Source organism: Bradyrhizobium sp. (genome assembly GCF_049512235.1).
GTDB lineage: Bacteria > Pseudomonadota > Alphaproteobacteria > Rhizobiales > Xanthobacteraceae > Bradyrhizobium.
In genome coordinates this window covers 1-14,236 of sequence record NZ_JBEKXH010000139.1, presented here as the reverse complement: position 1 = coordinate 14,236, position 14,236 = coordinate 1, and the positions used below count along the sequence as shown (strand labels likewise).

At 63.0% G+C, this 14,236-nt stretch carries 17 protein-coding genes and 1 pseudogene; 8 read left to right on the top strand and 10 right to left on the bottom strand.

The genetic code is table 11. The annotated features are described in order from the left end of the window. The 7 genes and pseudogenes from moaC to ABSG20_RS14940 all read right to left on the bottom strand — a co-directional run. A pseudogene (gene moaC / locus ABSG20_RS14970) lies at positions 1 to 144 on the bottom strand (cyclic pyranopterin monophosphate synthase MoaC); the annotation flags it as partial. Positions 145 to 147: 3 nt separating this feature from the next. Then, positions 148 to 969, bottom strand: coding sequence for an indole-3-glycerol phosphate synthase TrpC (gene trpC, locus ABSG20_RS14965; protein ID WP_423865280.1), 822 nt, complete (start codon positions 967 to 969; stop codon positions 148 to 150). A gap of 16 nt (positions 970 to 985) precedes the next feature. Continuing rightward, positions 986 to 1,999 (bottom strand): anthranilate phosphoribosyltransferase, encoded by a 1,014-nt coding sequence (gene trpD, locus ABSG20_RS14960; protein ID WP_423865279.1) that lies wholly within the window; start codon positions 1,997 to 1,999, stop codon positions 986 to 988. A gap of 48 nt (positions 2,000 to 2,047) precedes the next feature. After that, on the bottom strand, positions 2,048 to 3,952 hold the full coding sequence (locus tag ABSG20_RS14955; RefSeq protein WP_423865278.1) for a peptidylprolyl isomerase: 1,905 nt from the start codon (positions 3,950 to 3,952) through the stop codon (positions 2,048 to 2,050). A gap of 96 nt (positions 3,953 to 4,048) precedes the next feature. Beyond that, the gene (locus ABSG20_RS14950; RefSeq protein ID WP_423865277.1) at positions 4,049 to 4,393 is read right to left on the bottom strand and encodes a type II toxin-antitoxin system HigB family toxin; all 345 of its coding nucleotides are present in this window, start codon (positions 4,391 to 4,393) and stop codon (positions 4,049 to 4,051) included. Positions 4,394 to 4,503: 110 nt separating this feature from the next. Next, positions 4,504 to 4,857, bottom strand: a complete 354-nt coding sequence (locus tag ABSG20_RS14945) for a BrnA antitoxin family protein (protein WP_423865276.1) — start codon at positions 4,855 to 4,857, stop codon at positions 4,504 to 4,506. Next, on the bottom strand, positions 4,835 to 5,104 hold the full coding sequence (locus ABSG20_RS14940; RefSeq protein WP_423865275.1) for a BrnT family toxin: 270 nt from the start codon (positions 5,102 to 5,104) through the stop codon (positions 4,835 to 4,837). Before ABSG20_RS14940 ends, ABSG20_RS14945 begins: the two co-directional genes overlap by 23 nt. A gap of 134 nt (positions 5,105 to 5,238) precedes the next feature. Between ABSG20_RS14940 and ABSG20_RS14935 the strand changes: the two genes are divergently transcribed. The 4 genes from ABSG20_RS14935 (at position 5,239) to ABSG20_RS14920 (ending at position 8,018) form a co-directional block, all read left to right on the top strand. Beyond that, entirely contained in the window at positions 5,239 to 5,484 is a 246-nt protein-coding gene (locus ABSG20_RS14935; protein ID WP_423865274.1) for a type II toxin-antitoxin system Phd/YefM family antitoxin, read from the top strand. Continuing rightward, on the top strand, positions 5,481 to 5,936 hold the full coding sequence (locus ABSG20_RS14930; protein ID WP_423865273.1) for a PIN domain-containing protein: 456 nt from the start codon (positions 5,481 to 5,483) through the stop codon (positions 5,934 to 5,936). The genes ABSG20_RS14935 and ABSG20_RS14930 overlap by 4 nt, the downstream gene beginning before the upstream one ends. Positions 5,937 to 6,264: 328 nt before the next feature. Next, positions 6,265 to 7,443 (top strand): TIGR03118 family protein, encoded by a 1,179-nt coding sequence (locus ABSG20_RS14925; protein ID WP_423865272.1) that lies wholly within the window; start codon positions 6,265 to 6,267, stop codon positions 7,441 to 7,443. 134 nt (positions 7,444 to 7,577) lie between these two features. Then, a complete protein-coding gene (locus tag ABSG20_RS14920) occupies positions 7,578 to 8,018 on the top strand; it encodes a DUF4267 domain-containing protein (protein WP_423865271.1) in 441 nt (146 codons plus the stop codon). 72 nt (positions 8,019 to 8,090) lie between these two features. Here the strand turns inward: ABSG20_RS14920 and ABSG20_RS14915 are convergent, their stop codons facing one another. Both ABSG20_RS14915 and ABSG20_RS14910 read right to left on the bottom strand, forming a co-directional pair. Beyond that, complete coding sequence (locus ABSG20_RS14915; RefSeq protein WP_423865270.1) at positions 8,091 to 8,528, bottom strand: GNAT family N-acetyltransferase; 438 nt, start codon at positions 8,526 to 8,528, stop codon at positions 8,091 to 8,093. A gap of 62 nt (positions 8,529 to 8,590) precedes the next feature. Beyond that, on the bottom strand, positions 8,591 to 8,854 hold the full coding sequence (locus ABSG20_RS14910) for a type II toxin-antitoxin system TacA family antitoxin (protein ID WP_423865269.1): 264 nt from the start codon (positions 8,852 to 8,854) through the stop codon (positions 8,591 to 8,593). Between the two features lie 554 nt (positions 8,855 to 9,408). On the opposite strand from ABSG20_RS14910, the gene ABSG20_RS14905 reads away from it, so the two are divergent. Beyond that, positions 9,409 to 10,281: an aldose 1-epimerase family protein gene (locus ABSG20_RS14905; protein ID WP_423865268.1), complete on the top strand. Its 873-nt coding sequence runs from the start codon at positions 9,409 to 9,411 to the stop codon at positions 10,279 to 10,281. A gap of 548 nt (positions 10,282 to 10,829) precedes the next feature. Then, positions 10,830 to 12,863 (top strand): ice-binding family protein, encoded by a 2,034-nt coding sequence (locus tag ABSG20_RS14900; RefSeq protein ID WP_423865267.1) that lies wholly within the window; start codon positions 10,830 to 10,832, stop codon positions 12,861 to 12,863. Between the two features lie 36 nt (positions 12,864 to 12,899). Here ABSG20_RS14900 and ABSG20_RS14895 read toward each other — a convergent pair whose 3' ends face one another. Continuing rightward, positions 12,900 to 13,034, bottom strand: a complete 135-nt coding sequence (locus ABSG20_RS14895; protein ID WP_423865266.1) for a hypothetical protein — start codon at positions 13,032 to 13,034, stop codon at positions 12,900 to 12,902. Positions 13,035 to 13,060: 26 nt separating this feature from the next. On the opposite strand from ABSG20_RS14895, the gene tpiA reads away from it, so the two are divergent. Next, complete coding sequence (tpiA, locus tag ABSG20_RS14890; protein ID WP_423865265.1) at positions 13,061 to 13,819, top strand: triose-phosphate isomerase; 759 nt, start codon at positions 13,061 to 13,063, stop codon at positions 13,817 to 13,819. Positions 13,820 to 14,144: 325 nt separating this feature from the next. Further along, positions 14,145 to 14,236: preprotein translocase subunit SecG (locus tag ABSG20_RS14885; RefSeq protein WP_490338326.1), on the top strand; the 92-nt coding region annotated here is incomplete at its 3' end.

The window sequence follows — 14,236 nt, the reverse complement described above, 5'->3', positions numbered from 1 at the left end:
CGTCGCCTGGCTCATGACGACGCGGCCCTCGGCGACGGCCGTGCGTTCGGTCACGGGCTTTTCGGAAACGTCGACCATCCGCGCTTCGCCGGTAGTGTCGATATGGCTGAGGGTGGGCTGCCCCGCAGGTGATTTGGGCGCCATGAACTAACCCGTGCCGGTGGCGCCGACGGCGTCGGAGCGCGACAGCAGCCTCCGGGTCGCCGCCGCCACGTCGGCCTGCCGCATCAGGCTTTCGCCGACCAGGAAGGTCGAGATGCCGGCCCGCTCAAGCCGCGCCAGATCGGCAGCGCTGAAGATGCCGCTTTCACCGACCATCAGGCGATCCCGGGGGATCAATGGCGCCAAGGCCTCGCTGGTCGCAAGCGTGGTCTCGAAAGTGCGCAAGTTACGGTTGTTGATCCCGATCATCGGCGAGCGGAGTTTCATGGCGCGATCGAGCTCTGCGCGTTCGTGGATCTCGATCAGCACGTCCATGCCATAGCCAAGGGCCGCAGCCTCGATATCGACGGCCGCGGCGTCGTCGAGCGCGGCCATGATGATCAGGATGCAGTCGGCGCCGTGGGCGCGGGCCTCCACCACCTGATAGGGGTCATAGTTAAAATCCTTGCGCAGCACCGGCAAATCGGTGGCGGCGCGGGACGCCACCATGAAGTCGAGATGACCCTGAAAGGACGGCGCGTCGGTCAGCACCGACAGACAGGCCGCGCCGCCGGCCTGATAGGCTCTTGCGAGCGCCGGCGGATCGAAATCGGCGCGGATCAGGCCCTTGGAGGGCGAGGCCTTCTTCACTTCGGCAATCAGCGCGTATTCGCCTCGGTTAAGTTTTTTGCGAATGGCCCGGACAAAACCCCGCGGCGGCGACGCAGTCTTTGCCTGGGCCTCGAGCTCGGCCCATGGCCGGGCGCGCTTGGCGGCGGCGATCTCCTCGCGCTTGTAGCTCTCGATCCTGGTCAGGATGTCGGACATGGCGGGCGCTTTCGGATCAGCCGTTGGAAACCGCGATCAGGTGCTTCAGCCTGGCTGCCGCCGCACCGCTGTCGATCGATTGGGTGCCGAGCGCCACGCCTTGCTTCAAATTGCCGGCGCGGCCAGCCACGATCAGCGCTGCCGCGGCGTTCAGCAAGGAGATATCCCGGAACGGGCTCGGCATCCCGTCGAGCACGCTCTGCAAGGCGATCGCATTGGCATTGGCATCGCCGCCCTTGAGCGCATCGCCGCCGACGCGCGTCAGACCCGCTTGTTCCGGGGTCACCTCAAAGCTGCTGATGGTACCGTTCTCGAGCGCCGCGACGAAGGTCGGGCCGGTCAGGGTGATTTCGTCGAGGCCGTCGGAGCCGTGCACCACCCAGGCGCTCTCGGAGCCGAGGTTCTTGAGCACCTGGGCCAGCGGCTGCACCCATTGTCTTGAAAATACCCCGACCATCTGCCGCTTGACGCCGGCCGGGTTGGACAGTGGCCCGAGCAGATTGAAGATCGTGCGGGTTGCGAGCTCGACCCGGGTCGGACCGACGTTCTTCATGGCAGGATGGTGCGATGGCGCGAACATGAAGCCGATGCCGGCTTCCCTGACGCAACGGGCGACCTGGTCCGGCTTGATGTCGATCCTGACCCCGAGCGAGGACAGCACGTCGGCCGCGCCCGAGCGCGACGACAGGGCGCGATTGCCATGCTTGGCCACGGGCACGCCGGCGCCCGCGACGATGAATGAGGCGCAGGTCGAGACGTTGACCGAACCGGAGCCGTCGCCGCCGGTGCCGACCACGTCGACGGCATCGGCCGGAGCGTCGACGCGCAGCATCTTGGCGCGCATCGCCGATACCGCGCCGGTGATTTCGTCGACGGTTTCGCCGCGGACGCGCAGCGCCATCAGCAATCCGCCCATCTGCGAGGGCGTCGCCTCGCCGGACATCATGCTGTCGAAGGCGGATGCCGCCTCGTCGCGCGACAGTGTCGCGCCGGTGGCTACCTTTCCGATGATAGATTTGAGGTCGTCCATCAGGTGCTTTCAGAACCAACGCAAAAACCGAGCCCTCATGGGTCACGCTCAATTATTATTGGCGCCTGTGATCTGCGCCAAGGCAGCCTGATTGATCGAGGTACCGATATCGGATTCGAGCCTGGTGACGTATTCGGCGAGCTGCTCGTCGGTCAGGCTGCGCTCGAGGCTCTGCTTCAGCTTCTTGATGTCGTCCGAGGCGAAGTCGATGGCGGGCGCGCTGACGTCGGTGACGCGGAACACGATCTGTTCACCGGCGCCGGTGCCGGCGGTCTGTCCGGCGGCGTCCTTGGCGGTGCGAAACGCGGCCGCAATCGCGCTGGCAGGCAGGCCGGGCAGCGAGGCATCGCGTTTGAATCCGGCGGCGGTCTCGACTTTCAAACCATCGCCTGCCGCGACATCGGCAAGCTTGCCGCCCTGCTCGAGTTTCTGAACCATCTCGGTGGCCTTGGCCCGGAGCCGGCTGGCAATCTGGTCCTCACGCCATCTCGCCTCGACCTGCTCCTTGACCTCGTCAAGGCTGCGCTCGCGCGAGGGCGTGATGCCGAGCACGTCGTACCAGACACTGCCGCCCTGGAACGCGATCGGGTCGTTGTCGACGCCGATATCGCTGTTGAAGGCTTGCGATACGACGTCGATGCCGCGGGGAATATCGGGGGCCAATTGGCCGTTGGGGAGACGGCCGGAACGGTCGACGGCGTCGATGGTCACGGGGTTCAGTCCGAGTTTCTTCGCAGCCTCGATGACACTGGCGCCGCCGCCGCGTTCGTCTTCCATCTTGTCGCGCAGATCGGCGACCGTTTTGCGCGCCCGTTCGGCGGCAATTTCCCTCTTCAGGCCGGGGGCCAAGCTTTCATACGATGGCTGGACCGCCGGCTCGATCTTGCCGATCTTGACCAGCGCCACGCCGAACTCGCCTTTGATCGGCTGGCTGACCTCGCCTGTGGGCAGCGAAAAGGCGGCGTCGGCGACCGCGGGATCGATGATCGCGGATTTCGCGATCAGGCCGAGCTCGAGATCGGATGGTTTGAGATTGCGCTCCTTGGCCAGATCGTCGAACGACAATCCGGCCGCGATGCGGTTGCGCGCCGCGCCGGCTTCTTCCTCGTTCGGAAACACCATCTGCGAGACCTCACGCTTTTCGGGCGTTCCGAGCTTGTCGCGGCGCTGGTCGAACAGCTTCCTGGCATCGTCGTCGGAAACCTCGGTCCACTTTCCGATCTGTTCCGGCGTGACCGCGACGAAGGCAATCTTGCGGTATTCGGGCGCGCGGAACTGGGTCTTGTGATCGTCGAAATAGGCGGCCAGCGCCTCCGGCGATGGCGGTTCGATGGTTCCCGCCTGGGCGGCGTCAAGCTTGACGTATTCGATGCCCCGCTGCTCGTTCTGGTAGCGGCTGAGCGCCTCGATCATCACTTTCGGCGGTTCGATACCGGCCGAGATGGCGCCGGCGACCTGACGCCGCAGCGACGACTTGCGCAGGTCGGCAATGTAGCGCTGCTCGGTGAAGCCGAACTGCCGGATCGAGGCCTGGAAGCGTGCCGGATCGAAGGCGCCGTTGGCTGCCTTGAAATTGGGATCGCTGAAGATGAAGCGCATGGTCTCGGCGTCGGACTGTCCCAATCCCAGCCGTCGCGCTTCTTCGTCGAGCGCTGCCTCCGCAATGGTTTGCTGCAGCACCTGGCGGTCGAGCCCGAAGGCGCGCGCCTGGTCCGGGGTCAACGGGCGGCCGATCTGGCGGCCGATCTGCTGCAGCCTGTCGGTGTAGAGCTGGCGAAACTCGTTGATCGAAATCTCGGTGTGGCCGATCGTGGCGAGCGTCGACTGTCCGAAGCCCCGGAAGATATCGGCGATGCCCCAGATGCCGAAACTGACGATCAGGACGCCCATCACCACGGCCATGATGGTCTTGCCGAGCCAGTTTGATGAGGCTTTCCGCATTCCTCGAAGCATGGGTCCAACTTCTATCTGAAAGCCAAGAGGCTGATTTGGCTAGCTTTATTGCGGGTTCCCGCCCGCCCTTCAGCGTGAGGTGCGGGAATAGATGTTCTATTTCCGGTCCCGGTACGGTCTAGCTTGCCGATGGCCCCCGCTGCAAGCCTGCTGCGATTGGCGTTTTCGTTGCAGGGCGCCGACATCCCTCGCGACCAGCCGAGATGCCCTCCATCTCGCGCTCGGTCGCTCCGTCCCGAAGAATCGGATCATCAAGACGCTCGCCTGATATTGTCGGGCAATCAATCGATAGTCGTTGCCCTTTATGTTGAAAACGACCCGGCCGGCTTTCAGAATGCTCGCCTTCGGATAAGAGGCCTTAACGTCTTCGGGATTGCGCCACTCGGCGCGGGTGACAATGTCCAGCCAGGCACCATATTGCGATCTTGTGCGCTTCGCCATTGATGCGCGGGGACATTAACACTCCTGTGCGGATGATCCGGCTCCTTGGTCAGAATGCCGGTCTGCAAGCAACGCGCTGAAGCCGACAAATGTCTCGTGCAAGCCTGTGCTCACGCGCGCTTGCGTTTTGTCGCTACCCGAACAGGACGCCCCGAGCCTTTCGGCTGACCGGCACCCGCCGTGAACCGGATTTTGCCGCCCTTCAGATTGGCGCGCAGCATTTCATTGATCCGCGTTTGCCAACCAGGCCCGGTTGCGCGCAGCGCCATCACGACGTCGGAATCCAGCCGCAGCTTCACGGGCTGCTTCGGATTTTCCAGCTTCGGCCGCCCTGGTCTGTTCTTGAACTGCGACAGGATCTCCGGCGGCAATTCTTCTGCCGGTCGCGACTTCGCGAAGTCCTTTCTGGTCCACTCCGGATTGTCGTCGTGGATGGAGGGGTCAAATTTCGTCTTGGGGGACATGACGTTTCATCTCCTTGGCGTGGGCGCGGCGAAGGCTGATCGGGCGTACCTTGCCGTCGCGAATGGTGAAGGCGAGATAATAGGCAACGCCATCGATATGGCCCCAAGCGCGATACCGGGTCTCGCCGTAGTCGAACCGGTCATCGATCATGAAGCGGGCAATCACCATCTCCTTGGCACGGGCCAGCGAAATACCGTGGTCGGCGATATTGCTGGCGTCCTTGGCGGGGTCGAAGGCGCTGCCCATATCAATAAATGTACACCCACGAACTATTTGGTTCAATCGCGCCTCTCTGCGCTACGACACCTGACGAGACGCGCGCTTGCAATTTTCGGCACGACCCCTATAGTAGGCAATATAACTACATCATGGAGTCCGTCATGGAGGAGGCCGTTTCGGCCGCGGATGCCAATCGCAGGTTCTCGCTCCTGCTGCGCGGGGTTCGGGAGGGGCGCAGCTATGTCGTGACCAGCCACGGAAAGCCCGTCGCGCGGCTCATCCCCGCAGGCAAGCATGAGGGCGTGGCGACCAGCGCGCGTTCAACGCTGCTGTCGCGTCTTGAACAGCAGCCCGTTATCCATGCTGGGCGATGGACGCGCGATGAACTCTACGAGGACGACCGGTGAGGATCGCGTTCGATACGAACGTGCTCGCCTATGCGGAAGGCATCAATGGGGCCGAGCGGCGTGATGTCGCTCTGAACCTCATTCGCCGATTGCCGCAAGAGGCTGCCGTCGTCCCGGTGCAGGTCCTTGGCGAGCTTTTCAGCCTGCTCGTCGGCAAAGGCGGAAAGTCGCGAAGCGACGCCCGCGATGCCCTGTTGAGTTGGCGCGATACATTCTCCGTTGTGGAAACCTCGCCCGAGGTCATGCTGGCGGCAGCCGATCTCGCGACCGACCATCAACTGGGAATATGGGATGCGGTCATCCTGTCGGCCGCGTCGCAAGCGGGTTGTCGTCTGCTTTTGTCCGAGGACCTTCACGAAGGCTTCACCTGGGCCGGAGTGACCGTGGTCAATCCATTCTCCTCGCGGCGGCACGCCCTGCTGAATGCGCTGTTGGCGGAGGATGCCGAGTAGCCAGAACGTCAGGCAGCCGTCGCTCTCGCGAGCGCGGCCGACTCGCCGATCACGCGATCACCGACACAACGAAAAATGAAGCCGTGATGGAATATACCACCTCTGGTGGTGTTTTTCTCTCACGGCGAGCGTGACTCATCCTCACCAATCGCCGACTGCCCAAGCGCCTGCGTTTTGTTTTCCGATCGCCTCAAATGAGACTGGCTCACGGTCCCCATCGATCGTGGAGCTCGACCGAAACAGCACACGAGCCGAGCGGACCGCGTGAACGAGGCTGTTTGCGCGGCCGCCAAGCATACCACAACTTCCAATCTGACAGGGGAATGTCATGAACGCGATGAAGCCATTCGTAGGTTTGACAAGCCGTCGTTCGATGTTGCGCGGCGGAGTGGTGGGCCCGGGACTCATGGGGGCCGCGGCCGGATTGCTGCTGCTCGGCACGACGGGTGTCCTCGCCGAGGACGAAGCAACTTACGTCCAAACCAATCTGGTCTCGAATGTCGTTGGCCAGGCCACGACGACGGATCCCAATCTGCAGAACGCTTGGGGCGTCGCCAATGCGCCCAACAGCCCGCTCTGGATTTCCGACAACAACGACGGCCTGTCGACGCTCTACGACGGCAATGGAAATATCATACCGCTGGTGGTGAAGATTCCGGTGCCGCCCGCCACGACCCCGCCCGCGGCACCCACCGGCATGGTATGGAATCCCAATTCGGGGAACCAGTTCCTGATCCCCAACACCCAATCCGGAGCCATCTTCATCTGGGATACTGAGAACGGCACCATTGCCGGATGGAACCCGGCGGTCAGCGCGACCAATGCCGTCATCATTGTCGACAACTCCAATGGCGGTAGGAACGGCGCGGTCTATAAGGGGCTTGCATTCGGCACCAACGTCAAGGGCAACTTCCTGTTTGCCACCAACTTCCGTGCCGGCACCGTGGAAGCCTATGACATCAATTTCAAGCTGACGACGCTCGACGGCGCCTTTACCGATCCACAGATACCTGCGGGCTTCGCGCCGTTCGGCATCGCCAACGTCGACGGCGATCTGTTCGTCACCTATGCACGGCAGAACGCCAACAAGGACGACATCGTCCCCGGCCCGGGCGAGGGCTTCGTCGACGTATTCAGCACCGACGGCGAGCTGCTGCGACGCTTCGCTTCCCGCGGCGTCCTCAACGCGCCTTGGGGCGTCACCCGCGCGACCTTCGGCTTCGGCCGGTTCAGCGGCGACATCCTGATCGGCAATTTCGGCAATGCCGGCCAATTTGCCGGGTGGATCAACGCGTTCGACAACCGCGGCGGGCTCGAGGGTGAACTGCGCAACCAGCGGGGCCAGCCGATTGCGATCGACGGCCTATGGTCGCTGGTTTTCGGCACCTTCCGGAACTCCGACGGTGATACGCTCTATTTTACCGCTGGCCCCGACAATCAGACCAACGGCCTGTTCGGCAAGATCACGCCTGCGGGTGATCGGGACGATGTGGCCGCCGCCAACTAGCCGGGGCTTCAAGACGCGAGCGGCAGAGCGCTGCGGATCGATCATCGCCTGATCGCCCGCGCGCTGCTGTCGTCCGTCGGCCGCAGCATCGAGCTCAATCCGGTTCGCGCGCGCATGCTGCGCCATCCGCGCGAGTGGCGCCGGTCGAGCTATCGCGCGCGAGTGTAATTCTGCTGACCCCAAACTTGACCCAAACTTGTCACCGGGAATTGCTCTCCGGCCTGATCGCGGTCGGAATTCTATTCATCGGGTCGCGCTTTCTGTGGCACCCCGCTGCCGCATCACATGACTTCGGCATCCCCAATTCTCCATCGCCGTCGACCGGCTTTACCGGATGGCTGGCTGTGAAGGGCGTCAGAGACATCGTGTCCGGCCTCTTTGTCTTCCTGCTCATGGCGAGCGGACCGCCGCGCTTGCTCGGCAAATTCATGCTTGTGGCGAGCCTCATCCCAATGGGCGATGCGGCGATAGTCCTTCGATCGGGCGGAAGCAGAACAGCCGCGTTCGGCATTCATGGCCTTTCGGCGCTGGTCATCATCGCAGCTGCCGCAAGCCTCATCGGCGCAGCCAATTGATAGGAGCTGACCGTGCCGATCCCGGCCCGCGAAGCGCGGTAGAGTGCGGGCCTGTTCACGGTCGTCGCGGGTTCATTGCTCTATCCCGCTTCGCTCGAGGTCGACCATGCGCACGATCATTGCGCGGTGAGGCTCGAAGGGCAGATCCTGAAATCCCCATCGGCCATAGAATGCGCGCACGGAATCGTCGATCGGGTGTGTGATAACACCGAAGCTGCCGATCTCTCGGGAAGCTCTGAGCGCCGTGCGCAGTGCGAAGAGAAGGAGCGAACGGGCGTGGCCCTTTCCTTGATGATCCCTGTGGATCGCAAGTTGGCCGAGCAGTGTCGCCGGCACCGGGTCGGGTTTGTTGCGCTGCTGTGACTTCGGCAAGAATGCCCGCTCGATCTGCGCGGCGCTCAGGGTTACGTAACCGATGATCGCGGCCGTGGCGGCGTCGCAGATGACATTGGTGCGCGAGATGCCGACGGTATGGTTGGCCCAGGCGTGGCGCTGGAACCAGTGGTTCAACGACTCCCGGCCGCAATCAAATCGGGCACGATCGTCTGTCTCAGAAAGCGGACGCGGTAGCGTTACTTCTGCCACGTTGGCGTCGTGCGCGCGAGGTCCTTGAGCCCGGCAATCTCTTCCGGCGGACGGTTCGCCCAAGCCTCGAACGCTTCCCAGTCCTTGGCCGGGATGGTGACGATCCGCCGCTCAAGGATGTCGGCCTCGGCCGCGTCGAGGGCCTTGCGCCGGATAAAGTCGCTGAGGCTGGTGCGCGCCAAACTCGACGCGGCCTCAAGGAGGGCGCGCTCTTCCTCGTTGACCCGCACGCTCAGCACCAAGGTGGTCACGGCACCTCCTCCTATGGACTCTATCGTACGATGGTCGTACACGTATGACAATGGCATACATCGGGTACCGCAAGCAATCCCGATGATGGCGGCGTCGCGGCCGCCGAGGACTGTCCCGGAGACGACACCCCCGGCAGTGGGTCGAGGTCTGGAACAGCCGATCCGGACCGTCGAACGCGTATTGTAGGCTGCGAAGCCACTCGGTTAGCATCGCCTTGCCCGCGATGGTCAACACCCCGTCGGCGATCTTCGCCTCGGCTCGCCACCATTCGCGATAGGTGCCGTAGCATGCCGAGTCGCCATGCGCGAAAATCACATCCGCACGCCCGTCGGCCTTTACGCGCTCGACCACCAGGACAGTCCTGATGTCGTCGCCCCAAGTTCCGATCCACGCGCCGTGAAAGCGCGCGATCTCGGGCGGCACGTCGGGCGCCGGTGTCTCCATCGTTCGATCCACTCTGGCATCTTCGATCCGAATAAGCTGACCTTCAAGGATTTGACAATTGTCATTGTAAGATGGCTTGTTAGATGAGCGCCTTGTGGCGGAGTGAAACATGACCGGGGAACGCCATACGCTTCGCAGCGAAGAGGTCACCGCGACGATCGCGGCCGATGGCGCGGAGTTATGCTCCCTGCAAAATGCGCAGCGACTTGAATTGCTGTGGCAGGCTGGACCGGCCTGGCCACGCCACGCGCCCCTGCTGTTTCCGATCGTGGGCCGGCTCAAGAACGATCAATTGAGGCATCGGGGAAAAATCTATCCGATGACCCAGCATGGCTTCGCCCGGGATCAGCCTTTCAACTGGGCCAAACGCGGGCCGACCTGCTGCACGCTGATTCTGACGGACAGTGCGACGACGCGCTCCCGTTATCCCTTCGCCTTTCGGCTGGCGGTCAGCTACACTTTGAAAAATGCCGATCTGGAAGTAACACTTGAAATCACCAATACCGGCGAGGAGATGCTGCCGGCCTCGATTGGCGCCCATCCGGCATTCAATTGGCCGCTGCTTGCCGGATTGGAGAAGGAGGCTTACGGGCTTACATTTTCCGATGAGGAGCCTTCACCCATTCGGCGGTTGAAAGGCGGCCTCCTGAAGGCGGAGAGCCAAACAACGCCCATTCGAGGTCGGCGCCTCTCGCTTTCAGAGCGACTTTTCGACGAAGATGCGGTCATCCTGGACCGACCTGCGAGCCGGTCGGTTCGCTATGCCGCCTCGCGCGGTCCATCGATCGATATCTGCTGGGAAGGATTTCGTGAACTCGGCGTGTGGTCGAAGCCCTCGGGCGCCCCCTTTCTCTGCATCGAGCCCTGGCACGGGTATGCCAGCCCGGAAACGTTCGATGGCGAGTTTGCCGACAAGCCCGGCGTCATGCATATCGCTCCCGCCGCAAAACGATCTCTGAATTATCGGATCCGGGCCGGCTGAGGCGGCGATGGTGGCGTCGCAGGCATTTTCATTGCGGCGCGAACCTGACAGGAAGAGCTTATTCGGATCTGCTAAAGATTTAAACTAAGATGTAGAAGACGTTGTCGGCGGCGTCGCCCTGCTCGAACACGTTCCGGCTTTTGTCGAACCGAAGGACTTCTTTACCGGGTCCGACTCCGGCGAGAAACATCTGCGCGTCAAAGGCCTGCCGCTACTGCAAGCTCTGCAAGCGAAGGCCGGGTTGCCCACGAACTGACGCTGCTTCCCGGATGCTCGTTGCAATCATAAATAGCGTTCCCTATTGACAAAACTGAGGCGAGAAGCGCAAAGTATTGCTGCGGTTGGGTTAATCGATCTGGTTTGTGACGATCGATTTGTCGCTGCCCCGATTGTCGCCAGGGTAGGATTATTTTTAATCCCTTGCGTTCTCGTTCGTCTATCAATTCGGCTGGCGGACCACCGTATGCTTGACAGTATCTGAGTTGGAGACGGGGGCGGCATCTGTTTGCATCGCTTTCCCATTCTGAGCTTGAGCGGTTGGGGGATCCATGAGGACTGTTTATCCCATCGTTTCGCGTCAGCGCTCTTACTGGAGTTCGACCGCCGCTACTGCGGCCCTCGGTCTGACAATGCTCGCTCCGGCATCCTCCGTTCATGCCCAGACGCCGCCGCTGGGAACGGTGGCAACCTTTGCGGTGCTTGCCGGTTCAACTATCGCGAATGTCGGCCCAACGGTCCTCAGCGGAACTGCCACGGACCCCGGTAACCTCGGCCTCAGCCCGGGGAATGCGGTGGGCGGATTTCCCCCGGGTCTCTTGACCGGTCCGGGAGCGACGATCCACATCAGCGACGCGATCGCGGTCCAGGCTCAGATCGACCTGACGAATGCTTACAATTTTCTGGCAAGCCGGCCGACAACGGCGAACCTGACGGGTCAGAACCTCGGCGGACTGACGCTGACACCGGGGGTCTATAGTTTTGCCACGGCGGCTCAGTTGACGGGATCGCTCACCCTCAACGGCCTCGGCAACCCCAACTCGGTTTTTATCTTCAACGTCGGGAGTGCGCTGACCACGGCGAGCGCTTCGGCGGTCGACCTGGTGAACGGTGCGCAAGGCGGTAACGTATTTTGGAGGGTCGGCAGCTCCGCGACACTCGGCGCGACCACATCCTTCGTCGGCGATATCCTCGCCAACACCAGCATCACACTGAATACCGGCGCCAGGATCACCTGCGGCGCCGCCTGGGCGAGCACCGGCGCGGTGACGCTGGATACCAATACGATCGCGCTGTGCGATCTCATTGCCGCCGCGGCCGGTGGCGGCAATGGTGGTGGTGGCGGCGGCGGCGGGGTTGTTCTCGGTCCCACCGGTGTCCCGCTGATCGCGTCTTTGCTGCCAACCCAGGCTAATGATGGTCAACGCGCGGTGGCAAATGCCATTGATACCTTCGTCGCCACGGGGGGCGCGCTGCCGGCCGGCTTTCTGGGCCTTTTCAACCTGTCGCCGACAAATCTGGCGAACGCGCTGACGCAGCTCGAGGGGGAGACCGGTACGGGCTTCGCTCAAGCCGGTGTGCAGGCGATGAACTCGTTCCTGTCGCTGGTGACCAATCCCTATGCGGACCGCGGCTTCGCACCGGAGGGTCCGCCACCGCGGCCGGCGCTGTATTACAAGACCGCGGTTTACAAGGCGAAAAACCAAATCGTGGCCGATCCGCGCCGATGGAATATTTGGGCCGCGGGCTATGGAGGCCAAAGCAATTTGAACGGCTATGCCGCGGCCGGAAGTCACGATCTGACGGCGCGAGCCTACGGCTTCGCGACCGGCCTCGACTACCGCCTCACGCCCTTCAGTGTCGTCGGCTTCGCGTTAGGAGGAGGCGGCACCAATTTTGGGTTGGCCAACGGCCTCGGCGGTGGACACAGCGACATGTTCCAGGCAGCCGTTTACGGTTTGACACGTGTCAATGCCGCCTATGTGTCGGCGGCGATCGCCTATGGTTGGCACCAGGCATCGACCGACCGGATTGTGAGCGTGGCGGGCCTCGACCAATTGACGGCAGACTTCTCCGCCAACAATATCGGCGGCCGGATCGAGGGCGGTTATCGTTTCGCCCTTCCAGGCGTTCTCGACCTGACAGGATTTGGACTTACCCCTTACGCAGCCGTGCAAATGCAGGCCTTCCACACCCCGTTCTACAGTGAGACCGCCGTCTCCGGCTCTTCGATTTTTGCGCTGAATTACGACGCCCATAACACAACCGTCATCCGCACCGAGCTCGGCGCCTGGTTCGACCGGCCGCTCGCGCTCGACGACGGCGCAGTCCTGTCGCTGCGCAGCCGCGCCGCCTGGGCGCACGACGAATGGTCTGGCCTGCAATACAGCCTTGGCTTCCAGTCGCTGCCGGGATCGAGCTGGACCGCGACGGGAGCCCCGCCGGCCCGTGATCTGCTGCTCGCCTCGGCCGTCGCCGAGGTTAGTTTCAAGAACGGTATCTCGCTCGCCGGCAAGTTCGATACGGAATCGAGCCCACACTCGCAGACCTATACCGGCACCGCACGGCTGCGCTATAGCTGGTGAATTTGCCAGAGCCGATGTGAAAGGGTTTGATGTCACTCACATCGGTCCCTCGCCGAGGGCCTTGGCTACGTTGCGGAAGCGGTCGAGCGCGGTCTCCGGGCTTTCGACGATTTCGGCGGCGACCTCGTCGGGCGGCGGCAGCAGGTCGGGATCGTCTGCTAGCCCATCCATAACCGAAAATATGCGAGAATTCAGATATGACCGACATCATCCGGCCGCTGATCGCCGGCAACTGGAAAATGAACGGCCTCAAGGCCTCCGCGGCCGAATTCGAGGCCATGCTGGCGGGCGCGCCCAGTGTGGCCGCCAAGGCCGACCTTCTGGTTTGCCCGCCGGCGACCCTGATTGCCGCCTTTGCGGACAAAGCGCGCGGCGCCAAGAGCCTCGCGGTCGGCGCCCAGGACTGCCATCCCGGGGCGTCGGGCGCCCATACCGGTGATATTTCAGCAGAAATGCTGGCGGATGCCGGCGCCAGCGCCGTCATCGTCGGCCATTCCGAGCGGCGCGCCGATCACGGCGAAAGCGACCTCATGGTGCGCCAGAAGGCGCAAGCCGCCTGGCGCGCCGGCCTCACCGCGATCGTCTGCATCGGCGAAACCCGGCAGCAGCGCGACGCCGGGCAGACCCTGGATATCTGCCGTGGCCAGCTCGATCTCTCGCTGCCGGATCAGGCCAAACCGGACAATCTGGTGGTGGCCTATGAGCCGATCTGGGCGATCGGCACCGGCCTCACCCCGACTGTTGGAGATATTGAGCAGATTCATCGGTTTATCCGGGATTTCCTTGCTGCCAGATTTAATCGGGAAGGGGCGGGGATCCGGATCCTCTATGGCGGCTCGGTGAAGCCCTCCAATGCGGAGGAATTGATGGCGGTGGCAAATGTCAACGGGGCGCTGGTCGGGGGCGCCAGCCTGAAGGCGTCCGATTTCCTTGCGATTGCGGCGGGCTGCCCCTAACTCTCTCGGTCCTCTTTCTCCCCTCCCTCCACGCGCAGCGCGCGTGGCGGGGAGGGAGCCTGCCCCGGACCTGATCCGGGGTCGGGGGGGCGGCGCGGCCTACACCGAAGCAGCGGTTCCTGCTGATGGACCCCCCACCCCCGACGCCTCCCCACCGCTTCGCGGGGGGAGGGGAGAAGATAACGGTGCCGGGGCTGCGCGCTGCCTGGGTGGTTCTGACGTGACAATCCCCGGTCCGATCGTGTAACACGGCGCGAATTCGAACCCCGCAAGCCCCCGGTGCAGCCAGACGCAGGCATTCACAGGCGTGCGACGGAAGGTAGAGATGCAGACTGTTATTATCGTAGTCCACCTGATGATCGTTGCGACGCTGATCGCAACCGTGCTGCTGCAGAAATCGGAGGGCGGCGGCCTCGG